Below are 18,479 nucleotides of genomic sequence, written 5' to 3'. Positions count from 1 at the left end.
AACTGGACCCCAGCAGTTCACGATTTGCGCCCTGTTGCCCAGCGGCCCATGGCCCGGATCGCGCTGGAGCTGACATCCATCATCGGGATATTCACAAAACACCATGCAGGCGCATCCGCCCTGCCCAGCAAACGCGACGCCCCTGCCGGGATGCGCGCGCCCCGAAACATCCGCGCCGTGGGCGAACTGCGCGCCGCGATCCGCAGTCCCGGACGGGCTAGGACGCCCACCGGCACAGTCTCCAGAATGCCGCGCCAGTTTTCCCATAGGTGGAACTGTGCAAGGTTGTCCGCCCCCATCAGCCAGACAAACCGCACATCGCGGTATCGCTGTTGCAGGCTTGCCAGTGTCTGCGCGGTGTAGCGCGTGCCGGACCGCGACTCAAAATCGCTGATCAGAATGCGCGGGTGATCCACCAGCGCCCGGGCCGCCGCCATCCGGTCCGTCAACGGGGCAGGAGGATTGGGTTTCAGTGGATTTCCCGGACTGATCAGCCAGACAACCAAATCCAGATCGAACCGTTTAAGTGCTTCGCGCGACAGGTGCAAATGACCCTCATGCGGCGGATCAAAAGACCCACCCAGCAGCCCGACCCGCGCGCCCTTTGGCAGGGCCTGACCGCCCAGACATCTGTCCACACCTGATCCGTGATCCAACTCTGGCGGCACGCGGCCCCCTCCTGCGTCCCAAGTAACCCGCACCCGTTACGCGGTTGGGGTCGCCTCCGCAAGAATGCCGCGCGCGCCCGCCTCTGATTGCACCTGTCCCGGCAACGCGGTACTCCGTGCCGAACAACGCACAAGCGCGCAGGAGCGGATCATGGCCTCGTACCAGTATGTCTATCACATGGATGGCGTCTCCAAGACCTATCCGGGCGGCAAGAAATGCTTTGAGAACATCCGGCTGAACTTTCTCCCCGGGGTCAAGATCGGTGTCGTCGGCGTCAACGGTTCCGGTAAATCCACCCTGATGAAGATCATGGCCGGCCTCGACAAGGATTTCACTGGCGAGGCATGGGCCGCCGAGGGTGCCAAGGTGGGCTATCTCCCGCAGGAGCCGAAACTGGACGAAACCCTGAACGTCCGTGAAAACGTCATGTTGGGTGTCGCGGCCAAAAAGGCCATCCTCGACAAGTACAACGAACTGGCGATGAACTATTCCGACGAGACCGCCGATGAGATGGCCGCGCTGCAGGACCAGATCGACGCGGAAAACTTGTGGGATCTCGACAGCCAGATCGACGTTGCGATGGAGGCTCTCCGCTGCCCCGCCGATGACGCCGATGTCACGACCCTGTCTGGTGGTGAGGCCCGCCGCGTCGCGCTGTGCAAGCTGCTGCTGGAAGCGCCCGACATGTTGCTGCTGGACGAACCGACCAACCACCTTGACGCCGAAACCATCGCCTGGCTGCAAAACCACCTGATGGAATACAAAGGCACCATCCTGATCGTCACCCACGACCGCTATTTCCTGGATGACATCACCAGCTGGATTCTCGAACTCGATCGCGGCCGCGGCATCCCGTATGAGGGCAATTACTCTGCCTGGCTGGAACAAAAGGCCAAACGCCTTGCGCAAGAAGCGCGCGAAGACAAGGCCAAGCAAAAGACGCTGGAACGCGAACTGGATTGGATGCGGCAGGGTGCCAAGGCGCGCCAGTCGAAATCCAAGGCCCGGATCAGCGCCTACAACGACCTCGCCAACCAGTCAGAGCGGGAAAAACTGGCCCGCGCGCAGATCATCATCCCCAACGGCCAGCGCCTTGGCTCGCGCGTGATCGAGGTTGAAAATCTGACCAAGGCCATGGGCGACAAGCTGTTGATTGAGGATCTGTCCTTTTCACTGCCGCCCGGCGGTATCGTCGGCGTGATCGGCCCCAACGGCGCGGGCAAGTCCACGCTGTTCAAGATGATCACCGGTCAGGACAAACCCGATGCAGGCAGCATTGAACTGGGTGACACCGTGCAACTGGCCTACGTCGACCAGTCGCGCGATGACCTGTCATCCAACGAAACCGTGTGGGAGGCGATCTCTGGCGGCGCCGAACAGATCAAGCTTGGCGATGCGGAAATGAACTCCCGCGCCTATTGCTCGGCCTTCAACTTCAAGGGCGGCGACCAGCAGAAAAAGGTCGGCCTGCTCTCGGGCGGTGAACGCAACCGAGTGCATATGGCGCGGCTATTGAAAGAGGGCGGCAACGTCATCCTTCTCGACGAACCGACCAACGATCTGGACGTGGAAACCCTTCGCGCTTTGGAAGACGCACTGGTCGATTTCGCCGGCTGCGCCGTGGTGATCTCGCACGACCGTTTCTTCCTCGACCGGATCTGTACCCACATCCTCGCGTTCGAGGGTGAGGCCCATGTGGAATGGTTCGAGGGCAACTTCGAGGAATACGAAGAGGACAAGAAGCGCAGGTTGGGAGCCGATGCGCTGGAACCGACACGGGTGAAGTTCAAGAAGTTCGTGCGCTAACCTACTCACACCGGTCACTGGCCAACGTCTACCGAACATCTGCTGTCGCATTACCGTTTCCGGTCGTGATGCCGCTGGTTCTGCCCGTCTTGGGCGAATGCAGCGGCAGCACTGGCGGAGGCATGTCGCACGCTAGCTGACGGCCATCCGTCGGGCCCACGCAGCTCCCTTAGGGCGGGGCCGGGGCATTACGTCGGGCGCAGAAACCTTAAAAGTTGCGGAACTCTTTGCCCCCACGCGACGTTCACTAAACATCACAAACTGTGGAGGTTCCAATGAAAGGGATCATCGGCTGGCTGATCGGAATTCCGATTCCGATCATTATCTTGCTGTATCTGTTCGACGTGTTCTGAGGATACGGCCCGTCCACTCTCTGCTATTCATGAAAGGTCCTGACCCATGCTGTACACCATCCTGATCATCGTACTGATCCTCGTGCTTATTGGCGCATTGCCGCGCTGGGGGCATTCGGCCAACTGGGGCTACGGCCCCTCCGGGATCTTGGGAGTGATCCTCGTTGTACTGCTTATACTGGTCTTGATGGGCAAGGTCTGAACAACGGCCCAGCATCTGCTGTTATTGATCGGGTGGGGATCGCAGATCCCCGCCCGATCTTCTGCCACTTACAGGCGAAAATCGTCAACTTTACGTTGTCCACAAATTACGCGCCTCGCGACGCGCAAAGACGGGGGTATAGGCCCGCTCCGCGCCGCATTCCGGCGTACGTTCCATAAATGCGGGTCGCGGATGCCTTTTTCCGTCAAACCGACGCGAAACAGTCCAATGCCGGACCGTGCACGCCGATGTCCAGCGGGCCAAAGACGCTGTCCACACAGAGGCTGAAATACCCCGCCGTCGGCATGTACAGGACCGAATACTCCCCGTCCGACCGGGTCACGCTGTAGCAAGTCCCGGTCAGTCCACCGCTGAAATTCACCGTGATTGGTCGGGGTCGTTTGACCCGCAAGCGCGCGAAGTCTTCCAGCAGCAGGCGATCGCCTCGGCCGCGCACCGCAAACCCCGCCAATTCGCCGTCCACCAAACGGGTCACACGCGCCGCAAGATCCTCGACAATCATAGCCGTCAGAGTAAGGCCCGGCGCACAAGGTTCAAGCCCGCGAGCAGCAGCACCAGCAGCGTGGCGCGGCGAAACGCCTTTTGGTCGATCCTGTCCTGCGCCTGCTTGCCGACCCACATGCCCAACATGGCCGGGGGCAATAGCAGCAGCGAAAACCAGACCGTGGCCGCGTTCAACACGCCAGAGCCGATATGCGCCAGCGTCAGCGCCACCGCGCCTAGCCCATAGATCACGCCCTGCACGCGCATCTGATCGCGCTTTTCGGTGCCCAGCGCGGTCAGATAAGCCACTGTTGGCGGCCCCCAGATGCCTGAAAATCCGCCGATAAATCCGGCAAATGCGCCGATCCCGATTTCCAGCTTTTGGTGCCCGCCCTCGGCCACACGCGGCTGCCAGCCCGCCAGTTGCAGCAGCGCAAAAACGGTGATCGGCCCGCCAATCATCAACAGCAGGACGTGGGATGGAACAACGCTCACAAGCTGTGCGGACAGCAGCAACATGACAAAAGCAATCCCCAGAAACAGGCGGAATCGCTTCACCGACTGCAGTGCGGCCTTCGGTCCCTGCGCCATAGCCTGTACGCCATTGGCAACCAAGGTGGGTACGATCAATCCCGCCAGAGCCAGTTCAGGCGCCATCAAGCTGCCCAACCCTGATACAAGGACCATCGGCATGGCGAATCCGACAAGCCCCTTGATTGCGCCCGCAAGAATCGCAATTCCAACAGCACAAAGCAGGATAACTGGAGTAAGATCAGCAAGGATTCCGGGCATGTATTGCGTCATAGCATATGACCCAACGACTGCACGTCGATTCTATCCCGCGCAACAAATGAACGCCGGACAGCATCCTCGCGAATTTTTGTTGCGCTGCACCTGCAAAGTAGCTAGGACCATCGGGACTGCGGAGCCGCCCCCCAGGCGTCCCGCGCCGAGAAAAGAGACGCGCTCTGGCCCCGCTTCGGGCCGCCCTGACATGGCCAGCGCACCAAAGAAGGATCTGACTTGATGGCACATGACGGACAAGACTTGACACTCGACGGCGTGATTTTGCCGGATCTTCTGACACTTACCGGCGCGGCCGTCGCCCCTGTCGAGGCGATTCTGGAAACGGCCCGGGGCCATGTGCGCGACATTGTAGTAGCTGATGGCCGCGTGTCTGGCGCGCTGGTTGAGCAGAACCAGTTCGCCGCACATGGGCTGGCATGGTTGGCCACCTATGTCGAATCGTTGCGGCAGATGCAGCATTGGGCCGCGACACTGGACGCCGAAGGCACCTTTGGTGAGGTCGAACAACTGCTGCACCAGATCGCCTTTGGCGAGTACCTGTCTCAGATCCACGGCGGCATCCAGATGAACCAAGGCGAGATCGTGCGCCTTGCGGACATGGGGCTTAATCAGGACGAACGCCGCGCCATGCTAACGACTGAGGTGGAACACCTCATGCAGCATGGCAACAACCCTGGTGCCCGCGCCCGCCTAGTTGAATTGATGCAGGAGCGGCGCGCCGAGGTGACAGTTGGGCGCACCGGGCTGGACGACGAACTGGAAATGATCCGCGACCAGTTCCGCCGCTATGCGGTCGAAAAGGTCGAACCTTTTGCCCACGAATGGCACCTCAAAGATGAACTTATCCCGATGGAGATCATCGAGGAACTGTCGGAGATGGGTGTTTTTGGCCTGACCATTCCCGAAGAATTCGGCGGTTTGGGTTTGTCAAAAGCGTCGATGTGCGTCGTGTCTGAGGAACTCTCACGCGGGTATATTGGCGTCGGCAGTCTTGGCACCCGGTCCGAGATCGCCGCCGAACTGGTCATCGCCGGCGGCACGCAGGCGCAAAAGGAAAAATGGCTGCCACGCCTCGCCAGCGGTGAAACCCTACCAACGGCGGTCTTTACAGAGCCGAACACCGGATCGGACCTTGGCAGCCTGCGCACCCGCGCGGTCAAGGATGAGAACGGCGATTACCGCGTCACCGGCAACAAAACATGGATCACCCACGCCGCCCGCACACACATCATGACGCTGCTGGCGCGCACCGACACCTCGACGGACAACTACAAGGGCCTGTCGATGTTCATCGCCGAAAAGACCCCCGGCACGGACGAGAACCCGTTCCCGACCGAAGGCATGACCGGCGGCGAGATCGAGGTGCTGGGTTATCGCGGCATGAAGGAATACGAACTCGGCTTCGACAACTTCAAGGTCAAGGGAGAGAACCTGCTGGGCGGCGAAGAAGGCAATGGCTTCAAGCAACTCATGGAGACGTTCGAATCCGCCCGCATCCAGACTGCTGCCCGCGCCATTGGTGTGGCGCAATCGGCACTGGACGTCGGGATGCAATACGCCATCGACCGCAAGCAGTTCGGCAAGTCACTGATCGCCTTCCCGCGCGTGTCGGGCAAACTGGCGATGATGGCGGTGGAAATCATGATCGCGCGCCAGCTGACCTACTTCTCGGCCCGCGAAAAGGACGAGGGCCGTCGTTGCGACCTTGAGGCCGGCATGGCCAAGCTGCTGGGCGCACGCGTCGCCTGGGCCAATGCAGACAATGCGTTGCAGATCCACGGCGGCAACGGCTTTGCGTTGGAATACAGCATCAGCCGCATTCTCTGCGATGCCCGCATCCTGAACATCTTTGAAGGGGCTGCCGAGATTCAAGCGCAGGTCATCGCGCGTCGCCTGCTAGCCTGAGCACGTTTGCCAGACAGTGACAGGGCCTCGCAATGCGGCGGGGCCCCAAAACCAATGCTCAAGGCGGCTAGCGCCCTACAAGGCTTACCCGCGCAGGGTGCCGCCAGTGGCCTTACTCACCTTCTCGACGATCTTGGCGGCGACCGCCTCGATATCCTTTTCCTTCAGGGTCTTGTCCGTCGGTTGCAGGCGCACGGTGATGGCAAGGGATTTCTTGCCCTCGCCCAGACTGCCGCCGATGAATTCATCGAACACGCGCACATCATTGATCAACACCTTGTCCGCCCCAGCCGCCGCGTTGACCAGCGTCAGTGCTTCGACCTCTGCGTCCACCACAAAGGCAAAGTCACGCTCGACCGCCTGAAGGTCATTCAGCACCAGCGCCGCCCGTGTCGCACCGGATTTACGCGGCATCGGCACCTGTTCCGGCCAGATCACGAAACCCACGGCTGGCCCCTTGATGTCCAGCGCGTCCAGCACCTTGGGGTGTAACTCACCAAAGACGCCCAGCGTTTTCTTGGGGCCAAGGCAGAATCGGCCATGCCGTCCCGGATGCCACCAGCCTTCGCCGCCGCGCAGGATCTGCATCTTGGCGGGCGCGCCGATGGCCGCCAGAACCGCTTCGGCATCCGCCTTGGCATCGAACAGATCCACGGCGCGCGCGGCACCGTGTACGTCCTTCGGTCCGGTCCGGCCCACCAGCACACCAGCAACCTGCACATGCTGTTCTCCCGGCTCACCGCCGTCGAACACATGGCCAACTTCGAACAGGGCGACATCGGAAAAACCGCGCGCCTGATTGCGCGCCGCCGCCTGCAACAGGCCGGGTAAAAGCGAGGGCCGCATGTGGCTCATTTCCGAGCTGATCGGATTGGCCAGTTTATGCGCATCGTCGCCCCCGCCAAACAGTGCAGCCGCAGCCTGATCGACAAAACTGTAGGTGACACATTCGTTGTACCCCAACGCAGCCACAGTGCGGCGCGCGCTGCGCTCTCGCACCTGCGATGGCGACAGGACGGGACGCACCACACCTTCGGACAGGCGCGGCAGCGGCGTGCCCTTCAGCTTGGTCAGCGAGGCGATGCGCGCGACCTCTTCGACCAGATCAGCCTCCCCCATCACGTCGGGGCGCCACGACGGCACATGCGCCATGTCGCCCTCCATGCGGAAACCCAGCGCCTCCAGCGTGGCCCGCTGAGTTGCGGCGGGGATCTCCATTCCGACCAGCGACACAACGCGGTCCGTGTCCAGCTTATAAGCGCGGTCCGTGTCCGGCACCGCGCCCGCGACGACAACCTCGGAGGCCTCACCGCCGCAGAGATCGAGGATCATCTGCGCCGCGTCCTCCATCGCCTGCATGTTGTAGGCCGGGTCGATGCCGCGTTCGTTGCGATAGCGCGCATCCGAGTTGATCTTGAGCGCGCGGCCCGTGTGGGCGATCTGGATACGGTCCCAGACGGCGGCCTCAAGGAAGACATCGACCGTCTCCTCGGTGCAGCCCGTCGCCAGTCCACCCATGATGCCACCGATGGATTCGATGCCCTCGGCGTCCGAAATCACAACCTGCCCGTCGGAGAAGGCGTATTCCTTCTCATCCAGCCCCATCAGGGTCTGACCAGCCTGGGCGCGGTGGATGCGCAGCGCGCCACCCTTGACCTTGTCGGCATCAAAGACGTGCAGCGGGCGGTTGCGGTCAAAGGTGAAGAAGTTGGTCACATCCACCAGGGCCGAAATGGGGCGCAGGCCAATGGCGCGCAGACGGTCCTGCAACCACTGCGGGCTTGGTCCATTCTTCACACCCTTGATCAGTCGCCCGGCGAAGACGTGACAACCACCGTCGCCCGCCGTATCGGCGTCGATGGTGACAGAGATCGGACAAGGAAAGCTGCCCTTGACCGTGTCCTCTTTCAACGGTTTCAGCGTGCCCAAACCCCGCGCCGCCAGATCGCGCGCGATACCGTGGATGCCCAGCGCATCCTGACGGTTGGGTGTGATGGCAATCTCGATCACCGGATCGACCTTGGAGGGATCGTTCTGCGCCAGCCAGTCGGTGAATTTTTGCCCCACCTCACCCGAAGCCAACTCGATGATGCCATCGTGATCCTCACCCAGCTCCAACTCACGCATCGAGGCCATCATGCCGTGGCTCTCAACGCCGCGGATGTTGCCCACCGACAGGGTCACGTCTAGGCCGGGAACATAGTCGCCCGGTTTGGCCAGAACCACGGTGATGCCCGCACGCGCATTGGGAGCGCCGCAAACGATCTGTTTCATGCCCTCATCGGTCTCGACCTTGCAGACGCGCAGGCGGTCAGCGTCGGGATGCTGCTCAGCCTCCTGCACCTTGGCGAGCGTAAAGGAGGACAGCGCCTTGGCCGGATCGACGACCTCTTCGACCTCCAGCCCAAGGTCGGTCAACGCCTCGGTGATCTCATCGACCGAGGCTGTGGTGTCGAGGTGCTCTTTGAGCCAAGAGAAGGTGAATTTCATCGGATCGTGCCCCGCCTATGCGTCTGTTGGCGCGTGCTTAGCGGATCGGCCCGTGGGTGAAAAGAGGCGCACGCGCTCAGTCGCGATACCTCTCTGCCAAGTCCTTGGTGTCGCCCATCGCAGCGAGTTTCAATTCGCGCACCAACCGCAGGGTGGGCTTGAGCGCGAAACAGGCGGACCCGACCACAAAGAACCAGATCGCAACCGTTTCCCACGCGGTCCAGAAGAACAGGATCGACCCGATGAGAAAGCAAAAGGCGGCGATGAAATCGACAATGGTGTGCGCGATCTCAAAGGCCGCAAAGACGCGACGCGTCTCTGCGTTGCGCTCGCGGTTCTCATGGGAAAACAGGGCCATGTTGAGAGATCCAGGTGGGCAGTCAGCGGATGATGGCACGGACCGAATAGCTGAGCGGGTCGAAACAGTCCCCCATCAGCAGCGTGAAAGAGGTCGGATAGTTGGGTTTGTCAAACTGCAACAGCGCGCGCCCCCACTGGTTGCCGGACTGCGCGTTGTAGGACATGGAGCCAAGGCAATACCCCGGCCCCTTTCCGATCCAGAACGCCTCATGCACGCCGCGATTATCAAAGTTGCCCGCAAGGCCGGGGATCACCAGGGTGGCCTGATAGCCGTCGAAGTTGCGGAAGGAGAACACCGCCGCGCCGTCGGTTTCCGCCTCATAGACGAAGGCCCCAATGTCGCTGTCCCAGACCTCATCGGCCAAGGCGGGGGTGGTAAGCAGGGCAGCAAGGGTCAGGGCGCGGAACATGGCAGGTCTCCGGGGTTGATGTGGGGTGGAGAGTGGCATGGATTGGAGGGTGTGGATAGGGACAGGTGCCAAGTGATTAAGATGCTATTCCGGTGTCGGCACTCCGTGCATTTTGATTGGTCAGGAAGGGTCACACCATCCACGCAATCAAATTAAAAGCGGCCATCACTTTTCTTTGCCGAAAACTCCTTGAGAATAGGCTCTGGAGGTCTTGGCAGGAGCAAAAATTGACCAAGCCATCACGTCGCGACGCATCGCCCAAACCATCCGGTTGTAATACGTCATGACTTCGACGAACTTCGGGTGGCCCGTTATACTAACCCCCTGCAATTCCTCTTGCGCCTCGACAAACTTCAAGAAGTACTCAGATGAATACTGCAAGGCATCGTTAGAAGCATAGAGCGTCAGTAATCCTGTCACCCTTTGAAATTCCGTCGACATAATGTCGACACTCGAATGCGCTTCATTCGGTCCTGGGCACTCTCGCAAGAATGTCTCGTATGCCTTTCTCTTTTGGTCTAGAACTTTCTCAGATTGCGAGAACACTTTCCCTGAAAGGAAGCTCACTAGGCTAAGCAATAAAGCACCCAAGCCCAATGCGAAACTAGACATAGCTACTACCTACTCAACCCACCATGCAGCGTCGGCACATCCAGCGATGCAAACCCGTAGTGCCGCAGCCAGCGCAAGTCTGAGTCAAAGAACGCGCGCAGGTCGGGGATGCCGTATTTCAGCATCGCGATCCGGTCGATGCCCATCCCGAATGCAAAGCCCTGCCATTCGTTCGGGTCCACACCCGCCGCCGACAGCACTTTGGGGTGCACCATGCCGGACCCCAGAACCTCGAGCCAGCCGTCGCCTTCGCCGATCTTCAGCTGACCGTTGTCCCACGAACACTGAATATCCACCTCCGCCGACGGTTCGGTGAAGGGAAAGTGCGAGGCGCGGAAGCGGGTCTTGATGCCGTCGATCTCAAAGAACGCGGAAAAGAACTCTTCCAGAACCCATTTCAGGTTCGCCATCGAGATATGTTTATCGATGGCCAGCCCCTCGACCTGATGAAACATCGGGGTATGCGTTTGGTCATAGTCGGCGCGGTAGACGCGGCCCGGCGCAATGATCCGGCAAGGCGCGCCATATTTCTCCATATGTCGGATCTGCACCGGCGAGGTATGGGTGCGCAGCACATGCGGCGGGCGATTGTCGCCCTCGGCGCGGTGCATGTAAAACGTGTCCATCTCGGCCCGCGCGGGGTGATGCGACGGGATGTTCAGCGCGTCGAAGTTGTACCAGTCGCTGTCGATCTGCGGCCCTTCGGCGACGGCAAAGCCCATGTCGGCAAAGATGGCAGAGACCTCATCCATGACCTGACTGACCGGGTGGATCGTTCCCCGGCGCTGCGCCCGCACCGGCAGGGTCACGTCCAGCCATTCAGTCCGCAGCCGTTCATCCAGTGCAACGTCCGCCAGCGCGGTCTTTTTCGCCGACAGGGCAGAGTTGATCTCATCCTTGAGCCGGTTCAGCGCGGGACCGGCCACTTGCCGCTCTTCCGGGCTCATCTTGCCCAGTTCGCGCATCTTGAGGCTGATTTCGCCCTTCTTGCCCACGGCGGTGACGCGCAGGTCCTCCAGCGCGCTTTCGTCGCCCGCTTCGGCAATCAGATTGATGTACTTTTCGCGCAGATCGTCCATGTCACGTCCCTCAGCCTTGCCCGCGTGGGGTTAGCCCTGCCCCGCCCGCTTTGCAACCGTTTGAATGCCCCTCACCCGGTGTCAGACCCCGGCACGGGCCCGCACGTCGGCCAGCAGGCGCATCACTTCGGCATCCTCGATCCTCAGCGTGTCCAGATGCACGGCCAGATTCTCGATATAGGCAAGACTGGTGCCCAGAAATCCGCTGCCCGAGGCAATCATGCTGACCTGTTGATCATGGGACAGGTCCGTCCGGATCTGCGGTGCGTCATGGTTGGCCATGAATGTCAGCGCCTCGACCTCTCCCTGCGCGGTGTCTGCGCGCAGGAATTCCGCGTGATAGGCAGAGCCGATACGCTCACGCGCCCACAGGCTGAAAGTCTCCGCCTCCAGATCATTAGCGGCCAGTCGAAAGGCCAGGCCGTGACAGCCATCGCCGCTGTCCAGCGCCGCCATCAGGCCGGGATTGTCCATTGTGCCACGCCCGCCATTGGTATCGCAGAGGATGAACCGCCTCGCGACGGCGGGCGCCCAGGCGCGGCGCACCTCGACAAAGCGCATCCCCGGATCCCACATCAACGAGCCGTAGCCAAAGACCCAGAGATCGTTGCCCCAACGGCCCTGCATGATGGCGGCGCGTTCCGCATCGCGTTCGGCGTCGACCATGATCCAATCAGTCGGCAGGCCGTGCTCACGCGCCATGGTGCGCACCTTATCAGGATGATATTCCTTGAACCGTGACTGCTCCGGCGGCGTGATGAGAGGCCGGAGATTGGGGTGATAGCGAAATGGATCGAACGGGGACATCAAAGCCTCATTGTTGGCCAGAGCTACCTTGGCAGTCTTCATGAGGGTTGGATAGCTTTCCATTCCCGTTTGGATCAGGGGCGAGGTTCCACATTGCCGCAGAAAACCGCTCGGTTCGGGCCGAGATCACAACCGCCCGCCACCGCACTAGGGTGCAAACCAACCCGTGTGAAAGGCCTTCGAGAAAAACTATGGGGCGGCCTCACGATGTTGCCGCCCCAGTGGGGTGTTGAAACGCTATAACAGCCTAGGTGACGCGACTTTTCGGCTGATTCGAACAGCGGCGGACCGCTCTTCGTTCAGAGGGCGAAATCGTCAGCGGTCAGACCGGTGACACCGGCCACGCGGATTTCGGCGTCGATGCTGCCATTCCCATCCGTGTCCATTTGCACGATGGTTGATCCGGTTGGGGTCTCATAAAGCCGCAGTTCCGCGTTACCCGAGGGGGCAAATCCGGCCGTACCTACGAATTCGAATACGCCCGGCGTCAGGCTCGAGACGACGATCAGGTCAACGCCCTGTTCGAAATCAAGAATCTGGTCCCGAGATGCCCCAATCCCTGCATGAGAGGCACTGCGGAAAACGAAGCTGTCGGCGTCCTGCCCGCCGGTCAACAGATCCAGACCGTCGCCGCCCGCCAGATTATCCTCTCCGGCACGACCGCGCAGAATGTCATTGCCGTCACCGCCCTCCAGAACGTCATCGCCATTGCCGCCGTCTATAGTGTCGTTGTCTGCGCCACCTTCCAGTTGATCGCTGCCGTCCTGACCAACCAGCACGTCGTCGCCACTGCCGCCAAGGATCGTATCGTTGCCCGCGCCACCGTTCATGACATCGGCGCCGGATTGGCCCTGCATGCCATCGTCACCATCGCCGCCCAGCATATAGTCTTCGCCCACACCGCCGACCAGAAAATCGTCCCCTGCGCGCCCGACAAGAAGATCGTCGTCATCGCCGCCATACAGGGTGTCGCTTTCAGAGCCGCCAACCAGCGTGTCATCGCCTGTGCCGCCGTGCACGTCCCCGTAGACCAAACCGCTGCCCGCGTTTTCGAACCAGTCAGCGCCGCCGTTCAGCCCGATACCGCCGGTGATTTCACCGTGGTTGATCACCCGGTCTGTCGCCGAAAAGGTCACGCTGGTGCTGAGGATGCGGTTCCCGTCAGCGCCGCCGGTGTCGATCATCTGACCATGGTTGATGACGGTGGCGCCCTTGTCCGCATCCATGTTGATAAAGCGCGTCTGGATCAGACCACTGTTGATCAGACTACCGGAGCCGCTGCCGCTCATATCGATGTTGCCACCGGTGATCGTGCCGGAATTGATGATTTCCGTCTGTCCCAATTGGGTGGATTCATCGATCAGCTCGGTCCCGGGCTGGGTCGAAATCAAGCCCGTGTTGACGATCGAATAGTTTACGCTGCCAGCCTGACCGTCAATGTCGAGGAACACGCCAAAGTCATTGAACGTTCCGATTGTTCCATGGTTGACGATGGACACATCAGTTGTATCGGCATCTGCCTCAACCTTGAATACATCATCATGCGCCCAGATCGCGCCGTTGTTTGTGATCTGCGCGTCATTGCCTAGAATTTGGACGGCGAATTGCCCGGCAACGATATCGCCGTTGTTGACCAACCCGGTGGTTTGCAGCCCGTCGTTCATCGTCACGGCATGGACGGCAGGACTTGTAATGGCCACGCCGTCCAAAACCACGAGGAAATCGCCATCTCCCACAGTGGCACTAAGTGAAGTCGAAGAAGTCAAAAAAGTAGCGGACATATGTGTTCTTCCTATTTTTTCGGTTGATGGATTGAGATGTGAATGAAGTGCCGTTTGATAATTTTCCGAAAATTAAAAATATTCGACCTAGCTGGTCAACCCTTTGAAACGGCGAAAACACCCAAGTTCACCACAAACGCGGCGGGCGTGCCCATGAAAACGGCCCCGCAGTCCCGCCCCTGTCTTTTCTGTCAAAACGACAAAAGGCCCCGATGATCACATCGGGGCCTTTGTATATCGTTGTCCAATCCGGCCGTCAGCGACGACCGTGTCGGGCGAAGACTACGCGTCGGCAGAAGCCGGCAGCGCGCCTTTGGCTTGGTCCACAATCGCGGCGAACGCGGCGGGCTCATGCACAGCCAGATCGGCCAGAACCTTGCGGTCTACTTCGATCCCGGCCAGCGTCAGGCCGTTGATGAAGCGCGAATATGTCAGCGATTCGTCGTGGGCGCGCACAGCGGCGTTAATCCGCTGAATCCAGAGCGCGCGGAAGTTGCGCTTACGGTTCTTGCGGTCGCGGGTCTTGTACTGGTTGGCCTTATCGACGGCCTGCGCTGCCACCTTGAAGGTGTTCTTGCGGCGGCCATAATAACCTTTGGCCTGGTCAACGACCTTCTTGTGACGCGCGTGGGTGACGGTTCCGCCTTTGGTACGGGGCATCTCTCAGTCTCCTATCAGCGGTCGTAAGGCATGAACTGCTTGACGATCTTGGCGTCAGGCTTGCTCATGGTTGTGGTGCCGCGCGCGTCGCGGATGAATTTTTTGGTGCGCTTGATCATACCGTGGCGCTTGCCGGCCTGCGCCGTCAGCACCTTGCCGGTGGCTGTCACCTTGAAGCGCTTTTTGGCGCTCGACTTTGTCTTCATCTTGGGCATTTCGATCTCCATTTTTTAGCGCGACTCGGCATGCCTCTAACGGCCGGACGCGCGGTTGGAGGGCGTGCTATAGAAGGACAGGAACACATTTGCAAGAGGATTGCTGACACCAGATCGGACCATTTGCACCGTCCGTCCCGCAACGCCGCATTGGCGACGCGATAAACCGGGTTCAGTTCACGATCTGCCCGATCACGCCGTAAAAGACATCCGGAATGTCAGCCCAGGAATACGCGCCCTTGGCCCGGCTCAGTGTCCAGAGGATCAGGCCGCCCCCGCCGAGCAGCAAGAGCGTGCCAACGCGGGGCGCGCGCCTGTCCGCCCAAGCCGACAGGATCGCCGGCAGGGATAGAACCACCAGCCCCATCCCGGCCACAAGCATCACATCCGATTGCATCCAGCGCCCCTTCCGACGCCAAACTTATTCAGGATCGGTCGAGAAAATCAAACGCTCGTTGCAGGGGGCCACACGCAGAATGTTCGTACTGCCCGGCTGATTAAAGGGCACGCCCGCAGTAAGCACGATCTGATCGTTCTCGTCGGCATAACCTTCGGCGCGGGCGGCGCGCGCGGCGTTGACCACCGCCTGCTTGAACCGCTCCAGCTCCCCCGTCATCACGCATTGCGTGCCCCAAGTCAGTGACAGCCGTCGCGCAGCGCCCCTCATCGGGGTCATCGCGATGATCGGCACGCGGGGACGTTCCCGCGCCACCAGCGCCGCCGTGGTGCCCGACGAGGTAAAGCAGCAGATCACCTTGACGTCAGTCGTCTCGGCGATTTCACGCGCCGCGGCCACAATCCCGTCCGCCACCGATTTGCGCTCGGCAGAGCGCGAGGCTTCGATGACTTCACGGTAGGTCGGATCGCTTTCGACCGACACCGCGACGTTGTTCATCGTCTGCACCGCTTCGATCGGGTACAGACCGGCCGCCGATTCCGCCGACAGCATGATGGCATCGGCGCCCTCATAGATCGCGCCAGACACATCCGATACCTCGGCCCGCGTGGGCATCGGCGATTCGATCATCGATTCCAACATCTGGGTGGCCACGATCACCGGCTTGGCCGCAGCGCGACACTTGCGCACCAGACGTTTCTGGATCGGCGGCACCGCCTGAACGGGCAGTTCCACGCCCAGATCGCCCCGCGCGACCATAATACCGTCAGAAACAGCGAGGATCTCATCGAAACAGTCGACAGCCGATGGCTTTTCGATTTTCGAGATGATCGCCGCCCGGCCCCAGACCAGTCGACGTGCCTCTTCGACGTCCTCGACCCGCTGCACAAAGGACAGTGCCAGCCAGTCAATGCCCAGCGCGCAGGCGAATTCCAGATCGCGCCGATCCTTTTCCGACAGTGCGGCCAGCGGCAGCACAACGTCGGGCACGTTCACGCCCTTGCGGTTGGAAATAGTGCCGCCCGCCTCGACCGTGCAATTGGCATGATCCTTGCCGCAGTCGGTGACTCGCAAGCGAATCTTGCCGTCATTGACCAGCAGGCTCGCGCCCCCGTTCAAGGCGGCGAAAATCTCGGGGTGGGGCAGCCGAACACGGTTCAGATCGCCCGGAGCCGGGTCCAGATCGAGGCGGAATTTCTGCCCCCATTCCAGTTCCTCTGACCCGTTGGCAAATTCGCCCACACGCAGTTTCGGTCCTTGAAGGTCGGCCAGAATGCCGATCGGGCTGTCCAGGTCCTTTTCGACCTGCCGGATCATTGCGTGGCGTTCCTCGATTTCCTCGTGGGTGCCGTGGCTCATGTTCAGGCGAAACACATCCGCCCCAGCCTCATGCAACGCCCGGATCATCTCATAAGTGTTGGAGGCGGGCCCCAGCGTGGCCACGATCTTGACGTTGCGGTCGCGTTTCATCTCAGTCTCTCCTGCCCCTTGGGCTGTGGCGGCGGCGCGCCGTCCCGAACGGAGCTTGGCGCATGCAATTGCGGCGTTAACGCTATCACCGCGCGTTATCTCGTATTTCCCTTCGCCGCGCAACTGACATATATGTAACGGGACAGCAATGATGAGACCATGACATATTCCCCTTCCCGGATCATAGGCGAAAGCCGCTCCAGCCGAATTCTGATAACCTGTGACCACGCCGCGAACACGGTGCCGCCTGATCTGGGCGGCTCTCTGGGTCTGCCGGTGTCGGATATGGCGCGCCATATCGCCTATGACGTAGGTGCCGCTGGGGTGTCCATCGAACTGGGCGCACTGCTGGATGCGCCGGTTGTGTTATCCAACTTCTCTCGACTGGTGATCGACCCAAACCGGGGCGAGGACGATCCGACCCTGTTGATGAAGTTGTATGACGGCTCTGTCATTCCCGGCAACCGATACGCTGATGCTGCCGAAAAGGCGCGCCGAGTTGCCGCCTATTACCGCCCATATGACACCGATCTTGCGCGGATGGTGGCGCGGCGCGAGGATGTTGCCATCGTCGCCATCCATTCGTTCACACCGCAACTGCATGGCCGCCCGGCGCGGCCTTGGGATGTGGGTATTCTACATTCATCGTGGGATTCGCGGCTGTCCGATCCGCTGATTGACTTGCTGGAGGCAGAACCCGATCTGGTGGTGGGACGGAATGAACCTTACCCCGGCCACCTGCCCGGTGATGCCATCGACAGGCACGCGCTGGGGGCTGGGCGGCACAATACGTTGATCGAGGTCCGTAACGACCTGATAGAGGACGAGGTGGGCCAACGACATTGGGCGGTGCGACTGGCCCCGCTTCTGGAAATGGCCTTGGCCGCCGCCAAAGACTGACAAGGAGATACCAATATGGACGATCAGACACGCATCGAGATCGAGGCCGCCGCCTTTCGTCGGCTGCGCAAGCACCTGATGGAAGATCGCGCAGACGTGCAGAACATTGACCTGATGAACCTTGGCGGGTTCTGCCGCAATTGCCTTAGCCGTTGGTATATGGAAGCGGCGAATGAAAAGGGCATCGAGATGGGCAAGGAAGAGGCCCGCGAGATCTATTACGGCATGCCTTATTCCGAGTGGAGATCGCAGTTCCAGACCGAGGCAGGGGCGGACAAGCAGGCCGACTTTGCCAAGGCTTTCAAGGAAAACGTCACCGACAAGGAATAATGCGCCGTCCACAGCAAGTACCAGAGGAACCGGACTCCGTTGCACAATTCGGCTGAACGCCGAGGTTTCCCCTTCTCCGGACGGACCTACGGCCACAGTGACGGGATTGCCGAGCTCGGTGTCGCCGTTCAAGACGGCGCTGCGAACCTGGATCTCGGCAACCTGACGGTCGAAGTCCCCTGCCATGAGCTGCTGGCCCAGCAGTTTCACACAATGCATCCGCTGACCGACAGGGCATTGCGGAGCAATGTCCCGAGAGGTTTCGTCTCGACGCGGCTCCGGCGGTGGTACCCGCTCCATCGTCGGCAGAGCGCGCAGCCAAGGTATTTCCAAGGTATTGCGCCGCGCGCAGCACGTCGTTTCGCGGTGAGCCTTGGGTCGCCATCGGTTCAAGAGCCATGGCGAACGCTCCGGCGGTGATGGTCGTCCAGGGCTTCGCGTTCTTGCGGGCCGGGATGACGGAATGGGCACCGCCGTTGGCGATCGCATCATGGCACTTGCGGGTATCGTAGGCGCCGTCGGCGGTAACCAAGCCAATCTCTTCGTCAAGTGGCATCTGGTTGAGCAGATCGGGCAGGACAGGTGCGTCACCGATATGGCGCCCGGTGATCTCCCCTTTCGGCAGATTTGCTATGCAAATCGCCTGCCGGGCAATGGACAGCCCAGATCTCCAGTGTTTCCTCATTAGGCTCAGGACTCATAGCCAATAGACGACGGTCGCG

The 18,479-nt window shown here is 60.7% G+C and carries 19 protein-coding genes and 1 pseudogene; 5 read left to right on the top strand and 15 right to left on the bottom strand.

Annotated elements, in window-relative coordinates; all coding sequences use genetic code 11:
* Nucleotides 1–17 precede the first annotated feature (17 nt).
* The gene (locus ANTHELSMS3_RS09640) at nt 18–611 is read right to left on the bottom strand and encodes a nicotinate-nucleotide adenylyltransferase (protein ID WP_198319941.1); all 594 of its coding nucleotides are present in this window, start codon (nt 609–611) and stop codon (nt 18–20) included.
* A gap of 208 nt (nt 612–819) precedes the next feature.
* Between ANTHELSMS3_RS09640 and ettA the strand changes: the two genes are divergently transcribed.
* Both ettA and ANTHELSMS3_RS09630 read left to right on the top strand, forming a co-directional pair.
* Complete coding sequence (gene ettA / locus ANTHELSMS3_RS09635) at nt 820–2,475, top strand: energy-dependent translational throttle protein EttA (protein ID WP_094037035.1); 1,656 nt, start codon at nt 820–822, stop codon at nt 2,473–2,475.
* Nucleotides 2,476–2,874: 399 nt separating this feature from the next.
* The gene (locus ANTHELSMS3_RS09630; RefSeq protein ID WP_094034677.1) at nt 2,875–3,030 is read left to right on the top strand and encodes a DUF3309 family protein; all 156 of its coding nucleotides are present in this window, start codon (nt 2,875–2,877) and stop codon (nt 3,028–3,030) included.
* Nucleotides 3,031–3,235: 205 nt separating this feature from the next.
* Here the strand turns inward: ANTHELSMS3_RS09630 and ANTHELSMS3_RS09625 are convergent, their stop codons facing one another.
* Together ANTHELSMS3_RS09625 and ANTHELSMS3_RS09620 are read right to left on the bottom strand one after the other, a co-directional pair.
* Nucleotides 3,236–3,553, bottom strand: a complete 318-nt coding sequence (locus ANTHELSMS3_RS09625; protein WP_094034676.1) for a hypothetical protein — start codon at nt 3,551–3,553, stop codon at nt 3,236–3,238.
* 5 nt (nt 3,554–3,558) lie between these two features.
* Complete coding sequence (locus tag ANTHELSMS3_RS09620) at nt 3,559–4,326, bottom strand: sulfite exporter TauE/SafE family protein (protein WP_094037034.1); 768 nt, start codon at nt 4,324–4,326, stop codon at nt 3,559–3,561.
* A gap of 234 nt (nt 4,327–4,560) precedes the next feature.
* Between ANTHELSMS3_RS09620 and ANTHELSMS3_RS09615 the strand changes: the two genes are divergently transcribed.
* Nucleotides 4,561–6,246, top strand: coding sequence for an acyl-CoA dehydrogenase family protein (locus tag ANTHELSMS3_RS09615; protein WP_094034675.1), 1,686 nt, complete (start codon nt 4,561–4,563; stop codon nt 6,244–6,246).
* Nucleotides 6,247–6,330: 84 nt separating this feature from the next.
* Here the strand turns inward: ANTHELSMS3_RS09615 and pheT are convergent, their stop codons facing one another.
* From pheT to pyk, 11 genes are all read right to left on the bottom strand, one after another.
* Nucleotides 6,331–8,736 carry a phenylalanine--tRNA ligase subunit beta gene (gene pheT, locus ANTHELSMS3_RS09610; protein ID WP_094034674.1) on the bottom strand — a complete coding sequence of 802 codons (2,406 nt, stop codon included), beginning with the start codon at nt 8,734–8,736 and terminating at the stop codon, nt 6,331–6,333.
* Nucleotides 8,737–8,812: 76 nt separating this feature from the next.
* Nucleotides 8,813–9,094 (bottom strand): YrhK family protein, encoded by a 282-nt coding sequence (locus tag ANTHELSMS3_RS09605; RefSeq protein ID WP_094034673.1) that lies wholly within the window; start codon nt 9,092–9,094, stop codon nt 8,813–8,815.
* A gap of 22 nt (nt 9,095–9,116) precedes the next feature.
* Nucleotides 9,117–9,506: a hypothetical protein gene (locus ANTHELSMS3_RS09600; RefSeq protein ID WP_094034672.1), complete on the bottom strand. Its 390-nt coding sequence runs from the start codon at nt 9,504–9,506 to the stop codon at nt 9,117–9,119.
* A gap of 165 nt (nt 9,507–9,671) precedes the next feature.
* Nucleotides 9,672–10,118 carry a hypothetical protein gene (locus tag ANTHELSMS3_RS09595; protein ID WP_094034671.1) on the bottom strand — a complete coding sequence of 149 codons (447 nt, stop codon included), beginning with the start codon at nt 10,116–10,118 and terminating at the stop codon, nt 9,672–9,674.
* A 5-nt stretch (nt 10,119–10,123) separates the two neighbouring features.
* The gene (pheS, locus tag ANTHELSMS3_RS09590) at nt 10,124–11,197 is read right to left on the bottom strand and encodes a phenylalanine--tRNA ligase subunit alpha (protein WP_094034670.1); all 1,074 of its coding nucleotides are present in this window, start codon (nt 11,195–11,197) and stop codon (nt 10,124–10,126) included.
* An 81-nt stretch (nt 11,198–11,278) separates the two neighbouring features.
* Entirely contained in the window at nt 11,279–12,046 is a 768-nt protein-coding gene (locus ANTHELSMS3_RS09585) for a gamma-glutamylcyclotransferase (RefSeq protein WP_157733476.1), read from the bottom strand.
* 257 nt (nt 12,047–12,303) lie between these two features.
* The gene (locus tag ANTHELSMS3_RS09580; protein ID WP_094034668.1) at nt 12,304–13,785 is read right to left on the bottom strand and encodes a calcium-binding protein; all 1,482 of its coding nucleotides are present in this window, start codon (nt 13,783–13,785) and stop codon (nt 12,304–12,306) included.
* Between the two features lie 282 nt (nt 13,786–14,067).
* Nucleotides 14,068–14,445, bottom strand: a complete 378-nt coding sequence (rplT, locus tag ANTHELSMS3_RS09575) for a 50S ribosomal protein L20 (RefSeq protein ID WP_094034667.1) — start codon at nt 14,443–14,445, stop codon at nt 14,068–14,070.
* Between the two features lie 14 nt (nt 14,446–14,459).
* Nucleotides 14,460–14,660 (bottom strand): 50S ribosomal protein L35, encoded by a 201-nt coding sequence (gene rpmI, locus ANTHELSMS3_RS09570; RefSeq protein WP_089279946.1) that lies wholly within the window; start codon nt 14,658–14,660, stop codon nt 14,460–14,462.
* Between the two features lie 172 nt (nt 14,661–14,832).
* Nucleotides 14,833–15,057 carry a hypothetical protein gene (locus tag ANTHELSMS3_RS09565; protein WP_094034666.1) on the bottom strand — a complete coding sequence of 75 codons (225 nt, stop codon included), beginning with the start codon at nt 15,055–15,057 and terminating at the stop codon, nt 14,833–14,835.
* A gap of 24 nt (nt 15,058–15,081) precedes the next feature.
* Nucleotides 15,082–16,527, bottom strand: a complete 1,446-nt coding sequence (gene pyk / locus ANTHELSMS3_RS09560) for a pyruvate kinase (RefSeq protein WP_094034665.1) — start codon at nt 16,525–16,527, stop codon at nt 15,082–15,084.
* Between the two features lie 159 nt (nt 16,528–16,686).
* On the opposite strand from pyk, the gene ANTHELSMS3_RS09555 reads away from it, so the two are divergent.
* Nucleotides 16,687–17,427: an N-formylglutamate amidohydrolase gene (locus tag ANTHELSMS3_RS09555; protein ID WP_094034664.1), complete on the top strand. Its 741-nt coding sequence runs from the start codon at nt 16,687–16,689 to the stop codon at nt 17,425–17,427.
* A 15-nt stretch (nt 17,428–17,442) separates the two neighbouring features.
* Nucleotides 17,443–17,757 carry a DUF1244 domain-containing protein gene (locus ANTHELSMS3_RS09550; protein WP_094034663.1) on the top strand — a complete coding sequence of 105 codons (315 nt, stop codon included), beginning with the start codon at nt 17,443–17,445 and terminating at the stop codon, nt 17,755–17,757.
* 84 nt (nt 17,758–17,841) lie between these two features.
* Here ANTHELSMS3_RS09550 and ANTHELSMS3_RS09545 read toward each other — a convergent pair.
* Nucleotides 17,842–18,439: pseudogene (locus ANTHELSMS3_RS09545) on the bottom strand (transposase); the annotation flags it as partial.
* Nucleotides 18,440–18,479: the final 40 nt, after the last annotated feature.

The organism is Antarctobacter heliothermus (assembly GCF_002237555.1).
GTDB lineage: Bacteria > Pseudomonadota > Alphaproteobacteria > Rhodobacterales > Rhodobacteraceae > Antarctobacter > Antarctobacter heliothermus_B.
Note: the sequence above shows the minus strand (reverse complement) of the source record. Positions and strands in the feature narration are given on the sequence as shown.